Below are 22,595 nucleotides of genomic sequence, written 5' to 3'. Positions count from 1 at the left end.
GATTATAGGCTATATGTTTGTGCACAGTGTCGAGTCTCTCGGTCGGATGATTCGTGAGAAGCGACAAAAAGCTGTACAGAAAATCGTATATTCTGTCAGGCAGGATTTTACTTACCCAGTGAAACAGCGTGATCCCGCTGTGACAGGCGGCCTTTCCCTGCGGTATGCAGCAACAGCACGGCGGCGATTACTGCGGTCAGCACCTCCGCGATGGGGAACGCCAGCCACACGCCGGCCGGCAGCAGGTGCGCGAACAGCCATGCCGCCGGCAGTACAAAAATCAGCTGGCGCAGCAGCGACACGAGCAGCGACTGCACACCGCCCTCGGTGGCCTGGAACACGCCCTGTATGGCAATGTTTGCACCTGCGAATACAAAGCTGACCGCCAGCACGCGCAGACCGGTCACGCACAAGCCCATCGTGCCTGCGGACAGTGAGAAAATACCTGCCAGCGGCTGCGCCAGAATTTCTACAGCCGCAGTGCAAACCAGCATGAGAACGATGGTGTACATCAGACCGCAGCGCACGCCCTCACGGATGCGTTTCGCATTCTGCATGCCGTAGCTGAACGACACAATCGGCGTAATCGCGTCACGCAGACCGAACGCCGCGAACAAAACGAACTGCTGAATTTTGTACACAATGCCATAAGCGGTGACATACGAACTGTCCAGACTGCCGAAAATCAGATTGACACAATAATTCATCACGCTCATCGCGCCCTGTGCTATGATGGCCGGTACGCCGATGGAGTAAATCTCGCCGACGATACTGCGGCGCAGGCACAGAGCCTTGCGGCTGAACGGCAGTTCCCTGTTCAGCCGGAAATGGAACACGGCCGCCAGAGCCAGAGACGCAATCTGACCGAGCACGGTCGCCCATGCCGCACCTGCCACGCCCAGTTTCGGACAGCCGAGCAGACCGTAGATCATGATTGGGTCAAGCACGATGTTCGTCAGTGCGCCTGTCACCTGTGCGATTGTAGAATAAAGCGAACGGCCGGTCGCCTGCAGGGTTTTCTCAAACACCGAGAAGAACAGAATGCCGAACGATGCCATACAGCAGATGCGCAGGTACTGACTGCCCATCGCCAGAGCGGTCGGGTCGCTCGTCTGCGAGCCGATGTACGCACCCGCACCGAACGCGCCGAACAGCAGGCACACCGCATAAATAATCCCCATGAGCGTCAGCGCATTGCCTGCCGCTGCCCCCGCCTTCTCCCGGTCACCCTGACCAAGCGCACGCGCAATAAGCGCATTTGCGCCGACACCGGTGCCGATGCCGACGGCGACCATCATCATCTGCACCGGAAACGCAAGTGTCAGCGCGTTGACCGCGATTTCACCGTTTTCCGCCATGTTTGCCACAAAATAGCTGTCCACAATGTTGTAGACTGCCTGCAGCATCATGGATAGTATCATCGGTGTGCCCATCTGCAGCATGAGCCGTCCTACCGGCGCGGTCGCCATTCGTTTTTCTGCCTTGTTCCGATCCATATCGAAACCTCCTGATTGGATTTTCGGAGTCTTTACGGAAAGCTGCCACAACCTGTCTTTTTCACAAAAGAAAAAGTGCGTAAATCCATCTGGATTTACGCACTTCTGCTACTCGACTGCTTTATTTTATCAGCGTTTTTCACACTTGTCAAGCGGTTAGACCGGATACTTCCGAAAGATTCCCGGTGCAACACCGACGTTCTTGCGGAAGCTGTGAATGAAATTCTCCTCGCTGTTGTAGCCGGTCGCGTAGGCGATTTCTTTGACCGACAATTCGGTGGACGCCAGCATATACTTCGCCTTATCAATGCGGCGCAGCACGATATACTCATACGGTGAATAGCCGGTCCGCGCCTTGAACTGCCGTGAGAAATGCGATGGACTCAGGCTGACGGCTGCTGCCGCGTCCTGCACGCCGATCGGCTCGAACAAATGCCGGTTCATATAGCGGATGGCCTGTGCAATACGGTCGCCGCCTGCGGTGCTCTCGGTGGTCTCGTCCAGCAGGAGCAGGCACAGCAGCCTGTGGATCAGCTGTGAGCACCGTGCCTCGCTCAGCCGCGCGTCCTCGGCGCAGGCGCTCCGCAGAGAATCCAGCATTTGCGCAATCTCCGCCGGTGCGGCCGGCGAAAATGCCCTGCGGCCGCGTGCCTGCAGGATTTTCTGATAGAACGCGCGGGCATTCAGGCCGTTGAACAGCAGCCAGGTGAACTCCAGTCCGTCCGAGGCGGCATAGCTGTATGGCTCACGGCAGTCGAACAGCACGATCTGTCCGGCTCCGGCGATGGCAGGCGTACCGTTCAGCGTCAGCTCCATTGCGCCATCATGCACAAAAAACAGCATGATATTTTGGTTGTGATCACCCTGCAGGGCGATTTCCGACCGATGATTGAAGGAATACCGGCTGCTGCAGAAGTAATGTCCGAGCCGCGTCGGGTAATAAAAAAGCTCCTTTGCAAGCGAAGACGGCGTAAAAAAGTACCGTTCCGAGGTCTGATGGACACCTAATTCGGGAATCAGCATAGCGGTCACTCTCCTTGCCTCTATCCTATCAGAAGTATCCGTTTGATGCAATAGCGAATAGCAGGATTTCGCAGGTTTAGGGTAATTTGTATCATTGGCAAGACGGCAGAAACGCTTTATAATAGAGCCATCAAACAGGGAAGCCACCCTTGATATGGCAAACAGACAAGGAGGATCATTCTTATGAAAATCGCATTTGACGTTGACGTTCTTGCCAAGCAGATGTCCATCAACGATTATGTTCACAAGGTAGCTGACTGGGGCTACAAGTACATCGAGCAGTCCCCGCATCCGCGCATTAACCCGTTCTACAAGCACCCGCTGTTCTCCAAGGAGTGCCAGCAGGAGTACAAGCAGGCTCTCAAGGAGACCGGTGTAGAGATTTCCTCTTTCATCGTTGTTTACCGCTGGTCCGGCCCGACCGAGGAGCAGCGCCAGCACGCAGTTGCAAACTGGAAGCGCATGATTGAGATCGCGGTTGACATGGGCGTACCGGTCATCAACACCGAGTTCTCCGGCGACCCGAACCAGCAGGAGATCTGCAATGGCATGTTCTTCAAGTCTATGGAGGAGCTTCTCCCGATCATCGAGCGTGAGGGCATCCGCGTAGAGTGCCAGTCTCATCCGTATGACTTCGTCGAGCTGAACGACGAGGCCTGTGACATCGTTAAGTCCTTCCGTTCCAAGAACCTGGGTTACGTTTACTCCGCATCCCACGGTTTCTTCTACGATCAGGGCAAGGGCGACGTTCGCCACATGCTGAAGTACGCCGGCGATGAACTGACCCACGTTCTTCTGGCTGACACCTGGAACCAGACCAAGGACTGCCGCTACATCGTAAATCCGCCCTGGCTGAACCAGCGTGGCCGTGCTGACTACACCATCCACCAGCACACCGCTATGGGCGAGGGTGAGGTTGATTTCGACGGCATCTTCGAAACCCTGCGTGAGATGGACTTCGCAAACAAGCAGCTGAAGCCGGACGCTCCCAAGGTTGGCGGCGACAATATCATCTGCGTATCCTACTTCGGCTTCCCGGAGAAGATGGATCAGCAGGCTCCGGAGGCACTCGACCGTATCAAGCACGAGCTGCTGTAAAGAATACTTCCTGAATACACAAAAGGACTTGAGTTTTCACTCAAGTCCTTTTTCCTTCGGCAGATAAAAACGGACAAACCGCTTTGGTTTGTCCGTTATATTTTTATTCTCCGCAGCCGGGACAGTCGGAACAGTCACCGCACTCGATGCCTTCCGCGGCCTTGCGGTCCTCGTAGGCGCGCAGCGTGCCTTCGGTTATGTGGCTGAGAGCCGCCAGCCGCTCATTTACCATATCCCACAGGCACATCGGCAAATGGTCGCGGTGTCCGCGGTGGATAGTCACGCACTCGAAGCAGTTGCCGTGATGGCGGCACGCCTCCTTACACGGGCAGTGATCACCGGATTCGCGCACCTGACGCAGAAATTCCAGCTTGATCTTGAGCGCTTCTTCCTTCTTGCCCTCGCGGTCAAGGTCGTTCTGCAGGATGGCCAGCTCGTTTCCGTCTATTTTCATAAGTATCGCTCCTCTATATATTGCACTGTATTGCATTTTCATCATAGCAGAGTTTTGACAGTTTCGTCAAAGCAACTTTATCCAAAACCGTGTTTTCGTGCAGTTATACAGATTTTCAACACTCATTTTATCTATTTTGCCATTGACAAAAAGGACAAAATAAAGCCCTCATTCACAGACACATGAACGAGGGCTTTTACTTCCAAATCTCCATAGATCCTCTTTTCCCGACAGGATATTTCCCATCGCATTTGGATTGGTATTCGGTTGTTTTTTCGGCATCTTTCGATCTTACGTTCGCGGAACCGCCCGGCTAAGGTTCGTTTACTGCACAAACTACATAGTCCGTTTGGTTGCCTTTCCTACATTCGGGAACTCTATTTCCAGTGGGTGATGCGTCACTGCTCGGCGGAAGATGTGATACAGCCTGCCTTGTCGAACCGGATGTTACTCGGACTTTGATATTATCTCGTTCCGATGCGGTATGTCTATGCTGCAGATACTCATCAGTATGCCCATCGGCGGGTGCAGCATCCGGCAGGTATCGTAAGATACTTCGTTTTGTTCGCCGGCGCATCAAATATCAGGGTTCTGTCATGTATGAACCTTACTTTCCTGCTGCCTCGATCCGCTTGACTGTCTTAGTATGCCATGTACGGATAGTTAAATTCACGAGGATAGCTTCCCCAAAGTTACCGTTGTTGTTACCTTTGCTTAGAAGCCGATCGCGCTTTTCAGGCGGTTCAAATTGTGGAATTGGAACTCGCTCATTTTTTCAGCTATCACCTTGATCGTTTCGGTCACAGCGCCGCGGCGAGTCCCGCGAACTGGTAAGATGCCTCTTCTGATACCATTGGACTCACCTCTTTCGTGGGTATCAAACCGGATTGACATCCTTCAGATTAGATGAAGGTTTGCGCCTTTTGGAGTAAAACCCCTGTTTTACTTCGCCTTTGGTGTTTGCCTTTATCTTTTCTGTGTCATTATAATATCATTAATATTGCACAACGTCAAGCGTTTTTTACGACTTTTTAGACTGCATATTGCACAACAAAAAGCCATCCATTTCGGTGATTTGGCTCTTTTCTCCAAGTGTGGAATTTGGTATAATAAAAGTGTTAGGGCTTGCGAAGCGAGCGGAATCTGCGCTGACGCCGCGCGGGCGCGGCACGGGTATGTCGCGCAACTCGCTGGTCCGGATATAACGGATGACACCTCCGAGTTACAATTACCAGTAATCTTTACCGTACGGTGCGACAAGGTGAATTGCCTGTTAGGGCAAGAGAAGGTGCCCTGGGGTACGACCTCGGCGCACCGTTTGTAAATTCATTTGCACCCGTGTACCCGTAGGGGCGCACAGTGTGCGCCCAAAGCATCATTAAATAGGTGGCACAAACAATCTATCTCAGCCGATTACTGAAAGCTTGCGGAGAATAAGGTGAATCCTTACATTTTCTTTACTCTGCACTCTAACAAAATTACTAACTACTAATTCCTAATTATTAATTGAAGGGGGTCTTTATAGTGGAAAACTTTGGCTTTTATATGCCGACACGCTTATTTTTCGGTGCCGGATCGGTCAAGCGTCTGGCCAAGGTACGTCTGCCGCAGGGCACGGGTCTGATCATCACCGGCGGCACCTCCACCACCAAACTGGGTTATGTGGCCAAGGTGGCGGATACGCTGGCGGAGGCCGGTCACCCGACCATGGTATACAACAAGGTACAGCCGAACCCGACGATCGAGGGTGTGCGCGAGTGCGCTGCGCTCTGCCGTGAGCAGAACATTGCATTTGTTGTCGGCCTCGGCGGCGGCTCGTCCATCGACACGGCCAAAGCGGTTGCCATTATGGCGACCAACGACGGCGACTGGTGGGACTACATTCACGGCGGCACGGGCGGCGGCAAGCGCATGGCCAATGCCGGACTGCCGATTGTTGCCATTCCAACGACCGCAGGCACGGGCACGGAGGCCGACCCGTTCACGGTTATCACCAACGGCGAGGAAAAGATCGGCGGCGGCGGCGAGAAGTGCTTCCCGACCATTTCGATCGTCGATCCGGACTTTATGATGACAGTTCCGCCGCATCTGACGGCATACCAAGGCTTTGACGCATTCTTCCATGCGGCCGAAGGCTATCTGGCTAAGACTGCAAGCCCCATGAGCGACATGTTCGCGCTGCAGGCAATTGCGCTGATTGGCAAATCGCTGGCAGCGGCTGTTAAGGATGGCAGCAACGCCGATGCACGCGCGGATGTGGCACTGGCGAACACGCTGGCAGGTTTTGTCGAAACGCTGTCGAGCTGCAGCGGCGAGCACGCCATCGAGCATGCGCTGAGCGCGTTTCATCCCGATCTGCCGCACGGCGCGGGTCTGATCATGCTGTCCAAGGCATACTGGAGCCGCTTCAAGGACACCTCGGCTGACCGCCTGCAGGCCATTGCACACGCACTCGGACGTGCGGACGGCGATTTTCTCGCTGCGCTGGCTGAGCTGCAGCAGGCGTGCGGCGTGGACAAGCTGCGCCTGTCCGACTACGGCGTAAAGCCGGAAGACGCAGGCGAACTTGCTGACAACGCAGCAAGCACCATGGGTGCCCTGTTCCGTGTCGATCCGCGCACGCTGTCCCGCGAGGAAATTATGGACATCATCACCGAAAGCATTTAAGCGAATACGCTGAGAGCGGACCGATTGATCCGCTCTCAGGCTGTCGAAAAACTTTGTTTTCCGAACAGCCTCTCGCTCGAAACCACGCTTTCGAGCGAATCTCGAAGAAAAACCGCGTCCTGCGGACACATTTTTTCTTCCCTTGTATAAATTCCGAGATACACAAGGTGAATTGCCGCATAGCGGCAAGAGAGGGTGGTCTGGACCATGCTCCCGGAATTTATGAATTTGCAAAGCAAATTCGATTGAATGCGTGCTGCCGCACGAAGCATAAAAATCGAATATTGCTTTTTCGACAAGCTGAGAGCGGACCGATTGGTCCGCTCTTTTTTCGATAACGGCAGTTGCTAACACATTTTCGTGTGATAGCGCATGTTAAATAGCATTTGCATTACAAATGCCAGCCCGTAGGCCTCTATCCTTAAAAATATTTAATGAGAGCAAAAGTCGGGGCGTGTACCGCGCAGCGCGGCCAAGAAGCCACGCAAGGATAGCGCTGACTTTTTGACTTTGGGAGGGAGAAAGTTTCAACCAACGGGCGGAACTTTCGGACGACTTTGTGTCGTTTGCGTTACATCTGTGTTACACTGCTTGTATTGCCGCCAGATCATGCTATAATAGTCACAGAGTATGATATACGTCATACATCTATTAGCTTGCGGCTCTGCCGCAGACAAGGAGGTACACTCTATGAAATTTCAACAGGTAATGGCATTTTTCCTCACCGGTGCAGTGGCACTCTCCATGAGCACCACCGCGCTCGCTGCCGACCTTCCGGATAACGTTGATACCACCGTATCCGCCACACAGACCGCCGATGAGCAGGAAAACAACCTTTACACCAAGAACGACAAGGACCTGACCGATGCCGAGTTCGAGCAGAAATACGAGCTGCCGGAGAACTCGTGGTTCACGCCCGCAGTCCGCTATGTGATTGAGAACAACATCATGCTGCCGGCGGGTCATATCAACGGTAAAGAATATTTCCCGTGGTTCAATCCGGCGGAAAACCGCTGCACGGTTGCCGAAGCGCTTTACAACAGCGCAAAGCTCATTGACCCGGAACTGACTGCATCCTATGCGGGCATGGCCATCAAGGAAGCACCTGACTACAACCAGATTTATGAATCTGATCGTCCCGGCATGACATTCTGCTTTGAATCCGGCATTATGACCGGCGACAGCCAGCACTACCTGCGTCCCTATGACTCCATCTCCCGTCAGGAGTTCGCGGTAGTGCTGCAGCGCTACATTACGCTGCTCGAAAAGGCCGGAAAGATTACGTTTTCGACTAATACGAGTGTGAATACCGCGTTTACCGATGCTTCTTCGCTCGCTCCGTGGGCGAAGGATGCCGTTGCGTTCTGTCAGACCAACAAGCTGATGAACGGCGACAATCACGGCGCATTCAATCCCAAGGGACAGATTAAGTCGGTTGAGCTGGCACAGGTGCTGTACAACCTGTCTCAGCAGATCAAATAATGTGCAAAACCACCTGTTATCACTGATAACAGGTGGTTTTTCTATGTCTTTGGGGCGTCAATTTCACGTCACAGTTTTCAGTCAAAACGCGAATTATCAAAATACGGTTTATCTGCTATAATGCAGATACCGAGAGACCGCTTCCGTGAAAGAGGTAACAGCTCATGAAAAAACGCATTGCATTCCTGCTGATCGTTCCGCTGCTGTGCGTGCTGGCTGCAAGTCTGAACATCAGCTATATGCCGACCGGCGGCCTGCTTTTTGTCAGCAGCACGCCGGACGATGAACTCACTGTCTGGCAGAAAACCATGCCTGACGGCACCAAAATCGCCGTTTATAACAGCGAAACCTCCATCGTATATGCGAAATACCACGGTTTGGCATACACCATCACCGAGATTCAGAAGCCTGTGGACGGACATTGGCTGCCGGAGTCCATTAAGGTCTACCGCAGTTCGTACACCTCTCCCGACAACACATAAGAGAACAGCCTCAGAGCGTGATTTTTGCGCGCCTCTGAGGCTGTTTTATTTCATTCCATGATGGAAAATTCAATTTCTTCGACGGTATAGCCGTCCTCGATGATAGTCGGTGCGCGGAACAGGTCATCCTCGAGCGTATGCGGCAAATGCGCCAGACACAGGTGCAGCACGCTGCCGCCGCTCTCTCTCTGCGTGAGCAGCAGCCGTCCGCCGTGCGCCTGCGCGATTTGATTGACGAGCGGCAGGCCAAGACCAAGCGGTGTGCCGCCGCGCACGAGCGCCCGGTAATCGTCCATCGAGGTGGTGCGCCGCCAGCCGGAAAGCAGGTCATCGAACTTCGCAGGGTCCAGTCCCGGACCGGTATCGGCAACCGCAATCGTCACAAAATCCCGCGTATCGGTCAGCGAAACCGTGATTTCGCCGTCCTCCGGTGTTACGCGCAGCGCGTTTGTCAGCAGGTTATAGATTGCCGTACGCACCAGTCTCGTGTCAATGAGCGCGTCTGCGTGCTCCGGCACCTGTACGATGAATTTTGCACTGCCCGCAGGCGCATGCGTCTCAGCCTGCTGTACGGCATCGCGGCAGAGCGCTGACAGGTCGCAGCGCCGCAGAGAAAGCTGCTCGGTCAGCAGAGGGTCGTGCAGTAAATCCGAGTGCGTCAGCAGCCGGTACAGCCGCATGCACTGCCGCCGCAGTCCGTCTGCCAGTGCAGGATCCTCCACCTGCTCGGCCTCGGCCATCAAAGCACCCAGATAACGCGAGCTTTTGTCCTGAATGACCCGCAGGCTGCCGTCATAGGCGGCACGGTCGCGCCGCAGATACGCCAGCAGTGCACCGCCGCGGTGTGGGATCATTTCGACCGTGTAGACCGTTCCGTCGATGTCCTCCTCTGCGGTGCAGGCAGACTGTGTATTTATGCACCGGAGCAGTATATTCCGCGTGCTGCCGCTCAGGAACGGATCCAGCTCCTCCATCGGGTGCAGACCGGAAAGCTGCTGTGCCGCGTCGCTGCACCGCTCGATACGCAGCGTATCGCTCACTGCGAACAGCGCCGCATGCCGCAGCTCGGTGCGCAGCAGCAGCTCGCGGACTGCGTTGCCGTCCAGCTGCGAAAAAAATGCGTCTTCCATCATTATCCTCCCAAAACACCGTGTAATTTTACCTTTGTACTGTGGGAAAGCTGCTGTCATTCTCGATCGTGTTTTCCTGCGTCCGGTATATGCTGCGCGGTATTTGGCATACTAATCTCTGTCTTCGCGGATGTGAAAAAACAGCACGGCGCGCGCTGTGCTTTTCTCATCCCGAAAATCGGGGGATTATACAAACCGAATCCCCATATTTTGTACGATGTGTTTATTATACCACTGCCGCTACTGTCATTGCAAAGAAAATTATACAAAAATACCGGTCGGAATGACAAAAAAATCACAAATATTACACCTTGCGGCAAACTGCGCATTTAGTGTATAATAAAAACATCAACAGAGAACTTCATCAAAACATTTAGGAGGAACACTGTAAAATGGGTATCAAAGTAGGTATCAATGGTTTTGGCCGTATCGGCCGTATGGTTTTCCGCGCTGGTCTGAAGAACCCGAACATCGAGTTCGTAGCGGTAAACGATCCGTTCATGACTCCGGACTACATGGCATACATGCTCAAGTATGACACCATGCACGGTCGTTACGACGGCACCATCGAGTATGATGACAACTCCATCACCGTTGATGGCAAGAAGGTTCTGTTCTTTGCAGAGATGGACCCGAAGAACATTCCGTGGGGCAAGGTTGGCGCTGACTACGTTGTAGAGTCTACCGGCGTATTCCTGACCAAGGAGAAGGCACAGGCTCACATCGACGGCGGTGCTAAGAAGGTTATCATGTCTGCTCCGTCCAAGGACGACACCCCGATGTTCGTAATGGGCGTTAACCAGAACACTTACACCAAGGATATGACCTTCGTATCCAACGCATCCTGCACCACCAACTGCCTGGCTCCGATCGCTAAGGTACTGGACGAGGCATTCGGCATCACCGAGGGCCTGATGACCACCGTACACTCTGCAACCGGCACCCAGAAGGTTGTTGACGGCCCGTCCAAGAAGGACTGGCGCGGCGGCCGTGCTGCTTGCGGCAACATCATCCCGTCCACCACTGGCGCTGCAAAGGCTGTAGGTAAGGTTTACCCGAAGCTGAACGGCAAGCTGACCGGTATCTCCATGCGTGTACCGACCCTGGACGTTTCCGTTGTTGACCTGACTGCTAACCTGGCTAAGCCGGCTACCAAGGAAGACATCTGCGCTGCTATGAAGGCTGCTTCCGAGAAGCCGCTGTCTGAGGGCGGCCTGAAGGGCGTTCTGGGCTACACCGAGGATGCTGTTGTATCTTCTGACTTCCTGGGCGACGAGCGCACCTCCATTTTCGACGCTAACGCTGGCGTTTACCTGACCGATACCTTCGTAAAGGTTGTTTCCTGGTACGACAACGAGTGGGGCTACTCCAACAAGCTGCTGATGCTCATCGAGCACATGGCAGAGGTTGACAACAAGTAATTGTTGCCCACTGGCGTATAAAATGTTTTCAAAAAGCTCTTGTTCTTCGGAACAAGAGCTTTTTTCTTTCTCTCCGGCTTGACGGCACAGGCATATCATGCTATACTTAGTTCAAATTTAGACTATCTATTTTTGAAGCAGGTGATATACATGAATCCCTATATGGAATTTACGCACAAGACCGATCTGGCATACAGCGCAATGTGCCGACCGCTGTGCCGCGAACTCAAGCTGACACAGACGGCGTTTGACATCCTGCTGTTCCTTGCCAACAACCCCGGCCATGACACCGCCAGCGACATCGTGGAGCTGCGCCGGATCAAGGCGAACCTCGTATCAGTCAACGTCAACCGGCTGGTCGAGGAGGGCTATCTGCGCCGCGAGAGCATCCCCGGCGACCGCCGCAAGACCCGTCTGATATGTACCGACAAGGCGCTTCCCATCATCGACCGCGGCCGCGCATTGCAGGCGCAGTTCATCGACCGTCTGCTCTCCAGCATGAGTGATGAACAGCGGCAGGCGTTTGGCGATGCCGTCGGTGTCATCGACCGCAATCTCGACCAGCTCTTGCAGGAGGTGCGCTGATATGACGATGCTTTTCACCGTGCTCGTCACGTTTTTCGCCGGCATGGGCGCTGGCCTCGGCACCGGCTTCGCGGGCATGAGCGCCGCCGCCGTTATCAGCCCCATTCTCATCACCTTTCTGCACATGGACCCGTATATGGCGGTCGGCATCGCGCTCTCGTCTGACGTACTGGCGAGCGCCGTTTCGGCCTATACCTACGGCAAAAACAAAAATCTGGATGTCAAAAACGGCCTGCTGATAATGCTCAGCGTGCTTGTATTCACCGTGGTCGGCAGCTATATCGCCAGCCTGCTCCCCTCGCGAACGATGGGCAGCTTCTCGGTGTTTATGACGTTCCTGCTCGGCGTGAAGTTCATCGTCCGTCCGGTCATGACCACCAAAGAGGCGATGATGAACGTGTCCGCGCGCAAACGAGCTGTGCAGTCCATTGTCTGCGGCGTGCTGATCGGGTTTATCTGCGGCTTCATCGGCGCGGGCGGCGGCATGATGATGCTGCTCATCCTGACCTCGGTGCTCGGCTACGAGCTGAAAACCGCCGTCGGCACCAGCGTGTTCATTATGACGTTCACAGCGCTCACAGGCGCGGCCTCGCACTTCACCATTGGCGGAATGCCTGACCCGCTGATCTGGGCTCTGTGCGTGATCTTCACGCTCGTGTGGGCACGCATCGCTGCCGTGTTCGCCAATAAGTCCAGCCCGAAAACGCTCAACCGCGCCACCGGCGTGATTCTTGTCGTGCTCGGCCTTGCTGTTATGTTATTCTCCAAAATCGCATAAACAAACCCCTTTCCGCTCTGTCGGAAAGGGGTTTTTCAGTTGAAAATTGAGAATATGGATATTTTTTTGCCTGAACACAAATTGGTGCTGGAACATGATGGGTACTATTATCACAGCAGTCTGGCGGCCAGAGAGAGGGCAGAACGGAAAGACCGCGCCCTGCGAGAGGCGGGATATCAGGTGCTTCGAATCTGTGACAGCCGGGAGCTGGCTGAGCCGGTTGTATTGCAGAAGACGAAAATTCTGTATCGGTTTGATGAGCAGGATAGGCATCTTGACCAAATGATCGCCTCTGTATTTTGCTATCTTGATTTACAGCCGCTTGATTTTCATCACCGACGGGATCAATATGCAATTAATCAAATGTATTTTCATGAGCGAAAGAAACGCACTCTGGCGGTAGAATATCCTGCAATCGCGTTGGAGTGGAGCACCCGCAACGCCGACAAGCCTGATACTGTATTCAGCGGTTCGCCTCGAAAAGTTTGGTGGCACTGTCCAAAATGTCAGCAGGAGTATCGAGCCACGATCGCTAACAGGACCAAGCGCCGTTCCAACTGTCCGTTCTGTGCCAATCTTCAGGCGTATGAGAAAAACTTCCTGGCAGTGCTCCGGCCGGAAATTGCCGCGGAGTGGCATTCTGCGTTAAATTCCCCTCTGACACCTTATGATGTAGTGCCCGGCTCTGAAAAGAAAGTATACTGGATCTGTTCGGAAGGACATGTTTGGAAAGCAGCCATCTGTTCCCGCACCAATTCCCGAAACAGCAGATGCCCCATCTGTCATCCGAGAACTGGGACGCGATGCGGCTTGGTGAGGCCGCCGGAGCCTGCGCTTATTTGAATCTGACACCCCACAAAGAATTTGCCGCTTTGCCCAGTGAGATAGCAGGGCAATCCAATAAGAAATTTGGGTGGAAATGTGAAAAGGCCATGAGTGGCAATGCGAGAAGGGACATGTCTGACAGAGTTCCATCAGCAAGCGGATTCGCGGGGATGGCTGTCCATATTGTTCCGGTCGGCGTCCAAGCAGAGCGTATTGTCTGCAAGCCTGCTACCCTGCCCTTGCTCCTATCCGTACAGAGTGAATTGAACATACAATAAAGAACGTGCGTTCTTTTTAGTGTAAATCATGCTGCATTTTCGCATTTTCCTCAGAATCAATCCATATACTATGTTATTTTATGCGCTCTCTTCTCAACGGCAGTTCTCCCTCAAATCTGCGGCTGCACCTGCAGGAACTCCTCTGTTCCCTGTTCTCCGGTTTGCATTTTTGCCGGTTTCGTGGTATATTTTTAATATATGCCGTATGACTTCGTAATCGGTCATGCGCGTCAATCTGCGAACACATCATACAAAGGTGGGGAGCAAAGATGAACGGACCTACATTACAAGTGCAGATGCTCGGGCAGTTTACCCTTCGATACGGCGACCGCACCATTTCCGACAGCGACGACCGTTCCCGCCGGGTATGGTCACTGTTGGCCTATATGCTGTATAACCACGGCCGCTCGTTCGCTCAGGAGGAGCTGATCCATCTATACTGGAGCAACGGCGAGAAAAGCGCGGATCCCGGAAATGCGCTCAAATCAATCTTTCACCGCATTCGTACCGCGCTGGATAAACTGCAGCCGGGACTTGGCCGCCTGCTCATCCGCCGCAAAGCAGGACGATACTTCTGGAACAACGTTATACCGCTTTCTCTCGATGTTGAGGACTTCGAGGCGCATTTTCATGCCGCCGAAGCCGCCGGAGATGACGATGTCCGTCTGGCAGAGTATCAGGCTGCACTGGCGCTGTATACCGGCGATCCGCTTCCTCGCATGACCGATGAAATCTGGACCATTCCAATCGTGGCCTACTATCACAGCCTGTACACCCGTACGGCAGCCGGGGCGATCGAACTGCTTGAAAAGCAGGAACGCACCGCCGAAGCCGTTGCGCTGTGCCATCAGGCGATTCATATTGAGCCGTATCAAGAGGACCTGTATGAGCACCTCATGCGTGGTCTGCTCCGCACCGGCGATATGAAGGGCACTATGTCGGTCTACGAGGAAATGAGCGAGCTGCTGTTTGCGCATTTCGGCGTTATGCCGTCCGAGACGCTGCGCACACTGTATCGTCAGGCAACACGCACCGTAAACGACCGCACACTGACCATGGACGAGGTTTGCTCTCAGCTTGCGGAGCCTGCGCCGCACGGCGGCGCCATGGTATGCGAATACGACTTTTTCAAGATTCTGTACCGTTCCGAAGTCCGTTCGATCGCGCGAAACGGCCATTCAGCGAATATCTGCCTGCTGTCGGTCTCCGGCAAGGACGGCGAAATGCTTGCACGCCGCAGTCTGGACCCCGCAATGAACAATCTGCAAGTGCTTGTCCAGAACAATCTGCGCCGCGGCGATGTGATTGCTCGATGCAGCATTTCGCAGTATATCATCCTGCTGCCGCAGGCGAATTACGAAAACAGCCGCATGGTTGCCGACCGACTGGTAAGCGCGTTTTACCGTCGGTATCCGCACTCGCCTGCGCGGCTCCGCTATACGGTGCAGCCGCTGACGTAATCAGACCTTCAAAAAACTGCGTGCCGTCTATCCCGCGCACAATAAAGGAGATAAACATGGGTAAACAAAGCTGGAAGCCTGGCAATATGCTCAATCCCGTTCCGGCGGTGATGGTCAGCGTTGCCGATGAAGCGCACCGTCCCAACATCATCACGGTGGCGTGGGCCGGTACGATCTGCACCAACCCGCCGATGGTGTCGATCTCGGTCCGTCCGTCACGGTATTCTTACGATATTATCGAGAAAACCGGTGAATTTGTCATCAATCTCACCACCGAAAAGCTGGCGCGCGCGTGCGACTACTGCGGCGTTGTCAGCGGCCGTGATGTAGACAAATTTGCGAAAACCGGTCTGACGCCCATGCCGGTCGAGCATGTCAGCGCACCCGCTATCGCGGAAAGTCCGGTCAACATCGCCTGCCGCGTCACCGAGAGCCGCGCACTCGGCAGCCATACCATGTTCATCGCCGAGGTGGTCGGCGTGACGGTTGATGATACATATCTGGACGAAAACAACCGGTTCCATATCAATGATGCCAACCTTATCATGTACTCCCACGGCGAGTATTTTGCGCTTGGCAAGTATCTCGGCAAGTTCGGATACAGCGTGCAGAAGAAGAAAAAGAGGAAGAAGTAAGGCGTTTTCAACTGCATACTATTGGCTGAAATATCAAATCAGAATTTGGAAAGGGGTGCACTGCCTTGCTGAGAAAATTGAATCGTTTTTTAAACATCGTTATTGGTTCATTCATAGGAGTTTTTATTGGGTACGGAATTTATAAGTTCTGGCACTTTAAAACTTATCCAAATTTATATGTCATGCAGTCTGCACCGTGGTACACAGAGTTACTGTTGGATGGTGCCATGGTGGTCGTTGTGGTGGTCGTATGTATTATCCTAAAGCTGATTATTTGGAAAAAGTTAAAGCCATAACTTCCAGTTTTCCGCACCATGCAACCCAAAACAACGCAAAACCGGCATCTTCCGATGCCGGTTTCTTTTCATTTCATTTCTTTATCAAATTGCTGTCAGCCCAGCATTCTGCCGCGCAGCAGAATCGTGTGAATGTTCAGCTCCTCATCCAGCAGGAGCACATTGGCCAGCTTGCCCGGCTCGAGAGAGCCGTAATCGTGCTCAACGCCGATAGCGCGCGCCGGATTGGTGGACGCGGACCGAATCGCCTGACCGAGCGGAACGCCCATCTTGACCGCCGAGCGCACGCAGTCCATTAGGTTGGTTGCGGAACCCGCAATCGTGCCGTCGTGCAGCGTAGCGAGGTTTCCGCGCACGGTAACCGCCTGTCCGCCGAGCGAATACTCGCCGTCATCCAGTCCGGTCGCCATCATGCTGTCCGAGATCAGGATAACACGGTTCTCAAACAGCCGGAAGGTCGCGCGAACGACCGACGGATGCACATGCACGCCGTCCGCGATGAGTTCAACCGCCACGTTATCGTTGTCAAAGGCCGCACCAATCACACCCGGTGCCCGATGCGAAAACGGCGGCATGGCGTTGTACAGATGGGTCACCTGCCGCGCGCCGTGCTTGAAGGCTTCGCAAGCGGTGTCGTAATCCGCTGTCGTATGCGCAATCGAGATACGCACCTCGCCCGCCAGCTCGTCAATGGTCTCCATCGAACCCGGCAGCTCGGGTGCCAGATCGCACAGCTTGAACAGACCGCCGGCTTTTTCCTGCACCCGGCGGAACATGGCCGCGTCCGGCGCATGCAGATAAGCGCCGTTCTGCGCACCCTTTTTCGCCTCGGAAATGAACGGGCCTTCCATGTTGATGCCCACAAGCGCCGCGTCATTACTCTCCGCCTGATAGGTTGCGGCGGCTTCGGCAATCTGCGTCAGCTTGTCCTCGGGATAGGTCATAGTCGCCGGACAGATGGCGGCCACGCCAATCTGTGCCTGATACTTTGCCAGTGTAGAGATAGCCTCATGCGTGCCGTCGCAGAAATCGCGGCCCATGCAGCCGTGAAAGTGCAGATCGACCAGTCCGGGCACGGCGTACAGACCGCCCATATCCACCGCATCCGCGCTCACCTCCGCGGATGCAATCCGGTCGTCCGAGATGGACAGTCCGCCAGTTTTGAACGTGCCATCCGGCTGATATACCCTCAAATTGCTAAATTCCATAACTTCGCTTCCTTTTTAGAGCAAATCGCCGCACTTAGACAGTGCCGCCTCGTCCGCTACGATAGAAACATCGGTGTGCAGCTGCAGGATGGATGCCGGAACCTGAGGTGTTACCGGGCCGAAGAACGCTTCGCGGACGGTCTCTGCCTTGTTTTCACCGGAAACCACCAGCACGATGCGCCGTGCCAGCATGATGGTCTGCACGCCCATGGTATAGGCCTGCCGCGGCACGTCATCCGCCGACGCGAAAAAGCGCTTGTTGGCCTCGATGGTGGACTCGGTCAGGTTCACGCAATGCGTGCCCTTGGAGAAATACTCGTCCGGCTCGTTGAAGCCGATGTGTCCGTTCAGACCCATGCCGAGCAGCTGCAGGTCAATGCCGCCCGCCGCCTTGATGGCCGCATCGTAGCGCTTGCACTCCCGCTCGGCGTCAAGCTGCGCGCCGTCCGGCAGATTGATGCGCTCTGCCGGCACATTCACCGCGTCGAAGAAGTTTTTGTGCATGAAATAGTGATAGCTCTGTTCGTGATCGGGTGTCAGGCCGCGGTATTCGTCCAGATTGAAGGTCGTGCAGCCGCCGAAATCCACATCACCCTTGTTATACCATTTAATCAGCTGCTCGTAAATGCCGATCGGCGACGAACCGGTCGCCAGACCGAGTACGGAATCCGGTTTGAGAATAACCTGTGCCGAGATGATGTTGGCTGCCTTGCGGCTCATGTCGTTATAATCCTTAGCGCGAATGATTTTCATGGAATACCTCTTTCTTCTGTCTCCGGAAATAGAAAGGGCAGGCAATGTGCCCGCCCTTTCCATTGCGCGGAGCGCAATTTCGTGATATGCAAACAAGATAGGTTTGGTTGCGTAGATTTTACAGCATCTTTGCCATTTCGTCGGCTACGAACTGGACCTTGGTGCCAATGATAACCTGAACTGCGGTCTGCGACGGACGCATTACGCCAGCCACGCCTGCAGCCTTGATCTTCTTCTCGTTGACGAGCGTGCCGTCCTTGACTTCCAGACGCAGACGGGTAATGCAGTTATCCAGAGATTCTACATTTTCCTTGCCGCCCAGACCTTCGAGGACTGCAGCTGCGATTGCGGTGAAGTCGTTATTTGCCAGCTTAGCATTCTTGTCAACCTCTGCGAAGTCGGCTTCTTCATCCTCACGGCCCGGGGTCTTGAGGTTGAACTTGGTGATCGCAAAGTAGAATACCAGATAGAATACAACGAATGCTGCGATGCCCAGCGGGATGATCATCAGCGTGTTGTTCGCTGCCGGCAGGAAGGACGAGAATACGAGGTCGGTCGCGCCTGCCGAGAAGCAGAAGCCTGCGCGGAAGCCGACATAGTAGGTGATGATGGTGAAAATGCCGTACAGAGCTGCATAAACAACATACAGCGGGAAGCACAGGAACATGAAGCCGAACTCAAACGGCTCGGTAACGCCGCAGATGAATGCGCAGATGGCAGCGGACAGGACCAGACCGATGGCAGCCTTCTTATTCTTCGCAGCCTTGATCATAGCAAGAGCCGCACCGGCAATACCGAACATCATGCAGGGGAAGAAGCCGGACATATACATACCGAGGCTCCAGCCTACGTTTGCAGAGGTGTCGCCGGCCCAGTAGTGGGACAGGTCGCCCAGGCCGATGGTATCGAACCAGAATACGTTGTTGAGTGCGTGGTGCAGGCCGGTCGGGATGAGCAGTCGGTTGAGGAATGCATAGATGCCGGCGCCGATGCCGTCCATGCCGATGATGCCTTCGCCAACAGCTACCAGAGCGCTGAAGATGATCGGCCATACGAACAGCAGAACAACGGATACCGCGATGGAAACCAGACCGGTTACGATGGCAACGCAGCGCTTGCCGCTGAAGAATGCCAGCCAGTCCGGGAGCTTCGCGTTTTTGAAGCGGTTATAGCAGCTTGCGCCGATGATACCGGCGATGATAGCGATAAATACGTTCTGGATCTTGTCAAATGCCAGCGTTTTTACCGGATCATCCGCGATTGCGGGCATCAGCGTGGTAACAACGCCGGTGCTCAGCAGGTTGGTCATCATCAGCCAGGATACCAGACCGGCCAGTGCCGAGGTACCCTCGCGGTCGTCGGATAGTCCGACTGCAACACCGATGACAAACAGCCATGCCATATTGTCAATCAGCGCGCCGCCTGCCTTTATCAACAGGAAGCCGATGTTATACAGTGCACCGCTCGTTGCCGCGCCCGGCACGCCCATAACGCCCGGAGCGATTGCGTAGCCGAGACCCATCAGGATACCGCAGATCGGCAGCGCAGCTACCGGCAGCATCAAGGCCTTGCCCAGCTTTTGCAGTTTTTTCATCATAAGAGTTTCCCCTCCTTATTTTGTGGACCGCCGAAGCGGCCGATTGTGTTGACGGATAGGAGAGCCGAACTCCGTTTCCGTCCCCCTATTTCACCGCCGTTCACACCCGGCGGAATGAAATCCTTACAAATTACTCTCGAGGAACGCCTGCATTGCGGCTGCAGCGGCCTCCTCGTCCTCACCCTCGATGGTAAGCTTTACGGTATCGCCGCCCTTAACGCCGAGTCCCATCACGCCCATGATGCGCTTGGCATCGACTTCCTTTTTCGGGCTGGCGATCATGATTTTCGAGGCAAACTTGCCTGCCTCCTTGACCAGCAGTCCGGCCGGTCGAGCGTGGATACCCAGTGCATCCGTAATCGTATATTCAATGGTCTTCATCTCAGAATTACTTCCTTTCCGTTACTTGGTTTCCAGGTGCAGCAGTACGTCGCCTGCAGAAACCGTTTCTCCTGCCACGGATTTTACATCCTTGAACGTATCTGGATTGCAGATTAAAACCGGCGTTACGATCTTGTAGCCTTCGGCCTTGATGGCCTCCGGGTCAAATTCGATCAGCGTGTCGCCCTTCCTGACCTGATCACCGGCCTTGCAGCAGGCCTTGTAATGCCTGCCCTCCAGCTGTACGGTGTCAATGCCAACATGGATGAGCAGCTCTGCACCGCCCGCCGTGGTCAGCGATACCGCGTGACCGGTCTCAAACATCACATCCACCGTGCCGTCCGCCGGAGCAACAATGCGTCCTTCGGTCGGCTCGATTGCAATGCCCGGACCGAGAATGCCCTGTGCGAACGTGGGATCGGGTACGTCCTCCAGTGCTACCACCTTGCCGGCAACCGGCGCCGTTATCTCGATGCCGCTGTCGCCGCCAAACAGATTTTTCAGTTTACCAAACATTTAGCTCACAACCTTTTTGATTCGGCAATACCGCATGATTGAACACGAGTGATTTGCGAGTAAATTGTGCGGTGTTGCCTTAAGTATGCCTGTTTTGTCCGAAAACATACAGAAAATAAAAAGAACCAAACTTCTGCACAGATACAACTTGCTCTTTGATAGCAACTTCTGCGAGAAATCTGGTTTTGCCCGCCGAAGCGGTAACAATCCATTTCAAACGGATACTGTTTACTTGTTAATTGCAGTATAACAAACTTTTCTCCCCTTGGCAAGAGCAACCTGTCGAATTAGTTACCAAATTTTCTCGTTGTTTTTCTGCACTTTGCACAAAAAACAAGTCCGTACTGCTTGTACAGCACGGACTCCGTGATTATTTTTTATCATCAATGTGCTCCATCACACGGGCGATGTGGATGGTGAGATACAGCAGCTCATTCTGTCCGGAGTGGAAATTTTTCTCCCTCTGGACGTACGCGCGAATCTTGTCCGCACAGGCATACGCCTTCGGATACTTGAACCGCACCACATCGAGCAGATCGCCGTCCTCGTCGCCGTAGCCTTCTCCGCTGACGATACGCCGCGCGTAGAACTTGAGGTGCGTGACGAACCGGTAGTAATTGAGCGATTCACTGTCCGGACAAAAACCGTATTCGTCACAGACGATACGAAAAACCGCCTGCAGCAGATAGGTCATGTCGTAAATATCGCGGATTTCACCGCCGAGCTGTGCATTGACAAAGTGCAGCGCGATAAACGCTGCCTCATCATCCGTAAACTCCACGCCGGTCTCCTCCTTGACGATTTCATTCGCCTTGAGTCCCACGCGGAATTCGTCCTTGTACAGCTGCCGGATGTCCCACAGCAGCGGATTAGGCAGTACAATGCCCTCCTTATAGCGGTTGACGGCCGCCGAGATATGATCGGGCAGCGTAACGTAAATGCTGTCCGACAGCTCCTTACCGAGCGCGATCTTCGCATGATTGATAATGCGTTCGCTCATCAGGAAATGCGGCAGCGGAATGCTTGTTATCAGCTGCTGGAACCGGTCGGAAAGCTGATCCGAGTGCAGTGTGAACCGCTTTTCTACCTTGTCCGGCGGTGCTTCGTCACCTGTGCGGCGGCCGAAGCCCAGACCGCGCCCCATCAGCACGGTCTCCGCACCGTTTTCATCCAGCGCGACCACAACATTGTTGTTGAGTACCTTTTCTATTTTCACGTCCGCGCCTCCTGCCCCGCACCGCAGCACGCATCAAACGCTTCACGCGCCGCACGGACTGCATTTTCATCGCACCGCCACAGACTGAATTCGCTCAATCCGGGCAGTCCCATCGGCACATTTTCGCGCCGAAACTGCATTCTGCTGTTTTCCACCCGCTTTGCGGAAAGATGAAAGGCATTCGCGCCTGTTTTCGGCTGCAATGCGCGGATTACCGCAGCATTTACGCCTGCACCGACCAGAATCTGCACATCCTCTCCTGCTTTTGCAACCAGCGCGCGCAGCAAATCCGCGCCTGCGGTGCAGTCCGCCTGCTGCCCCGAGGTCAGAATGGTATCCACACCCAGCCGCTTTGCGGTTTCCAACGCCGCAAACGGGTCGCGGCAGACATCGAACGCACGGTGCAGCGTCACACCGCAGCCGCCTGCAAGCGCGATCAGCTTTTCCATGCGCGCCTCGTCAAGATCACCCTCAGGTGTGAGCACGCCGATGACAATGCCGTCCGCGCCGAGCGCGGCAAAGCGCTTCACCTGACGGCAGAGCAGCTCAAATTCGCTTTCCGTATACAAAAAATCGCCGCAGCGCGGACGCAGCAGCACACGAACCGGTACAGAAACCCGTTCCCGCACCATGCGGAACAGATCCTCATCCGGCGAAGTACCGCCGATCATTAAATTTGCGCATAACTCCAGCCGCATAGCACCGCCGCGCTCCGCGCTTACCGCAGACTCGACCGAGTGGGCACAAACCTCCAGAACCGGTTTCATTTCCTGCTCCTCCTTCGAGACAAAATAACGCTTGGCAAATTATGTGA

The 22,595-nt window shown here is 54.4% G+C and carries 21 protein-coding genes; 10 read left to right on the top strand and 11 right to left on the bottom strand.

The features are described 5' to 3' along the window. Window positions 1-107: 107 nt before the first annotated feature. Both DW724_RS12360 and DW724_RS12355 read right to left on the bottom strand, forming a co-directional pair. A complete protein-coding gene (locus DW724_RS12360) occupies window positions 108-1,496 on the bottom strand; it encodes an MATE family efflux transporter (RefSeq protein WP_118761698.1) in 1,389 nt (462 codons plus the stop codon). Window positions 1,497-1,652: 156 nt separating this feature from the next. Beyond that, entirely contained in the window at window positions 1,653-2,519 is an 867-nt protein-coding gene (locus DW724_RS12355; protein WP_110435903.1) for an AraC family transcriptional regulator, read from the bottom strand. A gap of 183 nt (window positions 2,520-2,702) precedes the next feature. Between DW724_RS12355 and DW724_RS12350 the strand changes: the two genes are divergently transcribed. Beyond that, window positions 2,703-3,617: a sugar phosphate isomerase/epimerase family protein gene (locus DW724_RS12350; protein WP_118286227.1), complete on the top strand. Its 915-nt coding sequence runs from the start codon at window positions 2,703-2,705 to the stop codon at window positions 3,615-3,617. A gap of 103 nt (window positions 3,618-3,720) precedes the next feature. Here DW724_RS12350 and DW724_RS12345 read toward each other — a convergent pair whose 3' ends face one another. After that, on the bottom strand, window positions 3,721-4,071 hold the full coding sequence (locus DW724_RS12345) for an LPS biosynthesis protein (RefSeq protein ID WP_199667462.1): 351 nt from the start codon (window positions 4,069-4,071) through the stop codon (window positions 3,721-3,723). Between the two features lie 1,524 nt (window positions 4,072-5,595). Here DW724_RS12345 and DW724_RS12340 point away from each other — a divergent pair. From DW724_RS12340 to DW724_RS12330, 3 genes are all read left to right on the top strand, one after another. Beyond that, on the top strand, window positions 5,596-6,738 hold the full coding sequence (locus DW724_RS12340; protein WP_243105751.1) for an iron-containing alcohol dehydrogenase: 1,143 nt from the start codon (window positions 5,596-5,598) through the stop codon (window positions 6,736-6,738). A 690-nt stretch (window positions 6,739-7,428) separates the two neighbouring features. Next, window positions 7,429-8,220, top strand: coding sequence for an S-layer homology domain-containing protein (locus DW724_RS12335; protein ID WP_158580331.1), 792 nt, complete (start codon window positions 7,429-7,431; stop codon window positions 8,218-8,220). A 164-nt stretch (window positions 8,221-8,384) separates the two neighbouring features. Continuing rightward, window positions 8,385-8,702 carry a hypothetical protein gene (locus DW724_RS12330; RefSeq protein WP_118761696.1) on the top strand — a complete coding sequence of 106 codons (318 nt, stop codon included), beginning with the start codon at window positions 8,385-8,387 and terminating at the stop codon, window positions 8,700-8,702. A gap of 50 nt (window positions 8,703-8,752) precedes the next feature. On the opposite strand, the gene DW724_RS12325 is transcribed toward DW724_RS12330, so the two are convergent. After that, the gene (locus tag DW724_RS12325; RefSeq protein ID WP_158580329.1) at window positions 8,753-9,832 is read right to left on the bottom strand and encodes a sensor histidine kinase; all 1,080 of its coding nucleotides are present in this window, start codon (window positions 9,830-9,832) and stop codon (window positions 8,753-8,755) included. A gap of 392 nt (window positions 9,833-10,224) precedes the next feature. Between DW724_RS12325 and gap the strand changes: the two genes are divergently transcribed. The 6 genes from gap to DW724_RS12290 all read left to right on the top strand — a co-directional run bounded on the left by gap (window position 10,225) and on the right by DW724_RS12290 (window position 15,814). Then, entirely contained in the window at window positions 10,225-11,253 is a 1,029-nt protein-coding gene (gap, locus tag DW724_RS12320) for a type I glyceraldehyde-3-phosphate dehydrogenase (protein ID WP_118480641.1), read from the top strand. Between the two features lie 150 nt (window positions 11,254-11,403). Next, complete coding sequence (locus tag DW724_RS12315) at window positions 11,404-11,838, top strand: MarR family winged helix-turn-helix transcriptional regulator (protein ID WP_118761694.1); 435 nt, start codon at window positions 11,404-11,406, stop codon at window positions 11,836-11,838. Window position 11,839: 1 nt separating this feature from the next. Continuing rightward, window positions 11,840-12,616: a sulfite exporter TauE/SafE family protein gene (locus DW724_RS12310; RefSeq protein WP_118761693.1), complete on the top strand. Its 777-nt coding sequence runs from the start codon at window positions 11,840-11,842 to the stop codon at window positions 12,614-12,616. A gap of 39 nt (window positions 12,617-12,655) precedes the next feature. Continuing rightward, a complete protein-coding gene (locus DW724_RS12305) occupies window positions 12,656-13,459 on the top strand; it encodes a zinc-ribbon domain-containing protein (protein WP_118761692.1) in 804 nt (267 codons plus the stop codon). A 529-nt stretch (window positions 13,460-13,988) separates the two neighbouring features. Further along, window positions 13,989-15,179 carry an AfsR/SARP family transcriptional regulator gene (locus DW724_RS12295; protein ID WP_118761690.1) on the top strand — a complete coding sequence of 397 codons (1,191 nt, stop codon included), beginning with the start codon at window positions 13,989-13,991 and terminating at the stop codon, window positions 15,177-15,179. A gap of 56 nt (window positions 15,180-15,235) precedes the next feature. Next, window positions 15,236-15,814 (top strand): flavin reductase family protein, encoded by a 579-nt coding sequence (locus DW724_RS12290; protein ID WP_118761689.1) that lies wholly within the window; start codon window positions 15,236-15,238, stop codon window positions 15,812-15,814. Window positions 15,815-16,205: 391 nt separating this feature from the next. On the opposite strand, the gene nagA is transcribed toward DW724_RS12290, so the two are convergent. The 7 genes from nagA to DW724_RS12250 all read right to left on the bottom strand — a co-directional run bounded on the left by nagA (window position 16,206) and on the right by DW724_RS12250 (window position 22,548). Further along, window positions 16,206-17,318, bottom strand: coding sequence for an N-acetylglucosamine-6-phosphate deacetylase (gene nagA / locus DW724_RS12280; protein WP_118761687.1), 1,113 nt, complete (start codon window positions 17,316-17,318; stop codon window positions 16,206-16,208). A gap of 15 nt (window positions 17,319-17,333) precedes the next feature. Then, on the bottom strand, window positions 17,334-18,071 hold the full coding sequence (gene nagB / locus DW724_RS12275; protein WP_118361254.1) for a glucosamine-6-phosphate deaminase: 738 nt from the start codon (window positions 18,069-18,071) through the stop codon (window positions 17,334-17,336). 118 nt (window positions 18,072-18,189) lie between these two features. Continuing rightward, window positions 18,190-19,668: a PTS transporter subunit EIIC gene (locus tag DW724_RS12270; RefSeq protein ID WP_118761686.1), complete on the bottom strand. Its 1,479-nt coding sequence runs from the start codon at window positions 19,666-19,668 to the stop codon at window positions 18,190-18,192. Window positions 19,669-19,791: 123 nt separating this feature from the next. Further along, window positions 19,792-20,049, bottom strand: a complete 258-nt coding sequence (locus DW724_RS12265; protein WP_118761685.1) for an HPr family phosphocarrier protein — start codon at window positions 20,047-20,049, stop codon at window positions 19,792-19,794. Between the two features lie 21 nt (window positions 20,050-20,070). Then, the gene (locus DW724_RS12260; RefSeq protein ID WP_118730009.1) at window positions 20,071-20,565 is read right to left on the bottom strand and encodes a PTS sugar transporter subunit IIA; all 495 of its coding nucleotides are present in this window, start codon (window positions 20,563-20,565) and stop codon (window positions 20,071-20,073) included. A gap of 370 nt (window positions 20,566-20,935) precedes the next feature. Further along, the gene (gene licT / locus DW724_RS12255) at window positions 20,936-21,781 is read right to left on the bottom strand and encodes a BglG family transcription antiterminator LicT (RefSeq protein ID WP_118761684.1); all 846 of its coding nucleotides are present in this window, start codon (window positions 21,779-21,781) and stop codon (window positions 20,936-20,938) included. Then, a complete protein-coding gene (locus tag DW724_RS12250) occupies window positions 21,778-22,548 on the bottom strand; it encodes a copper homeostasis protein CutC (RefSeq protein ID WP_118761683.1) in 771 nt (256 codons plus the stop codon). The genes licT and DW724_RS12250 overlap by 4 nt, the downstream gene beginning before the upstream one ends. Window positions 22,549-22,595: the final 47 nt, after the last annotated feature.

Source organism: Butyricicoccus sp. AM27-36, from assembly GCF_003480945.1.
GTDB lineage: Bacteria > Bacillota > Clostridia > Oscillospirales > Butyricicoccaceae > Agathobaculum > Agathobaculum butyriciproducens.
The sequence above is the reverse complement of the archived record's forward strand: the minus strand, read 5'-3'. Positions and strand labels throughout refer to the sequence as shown.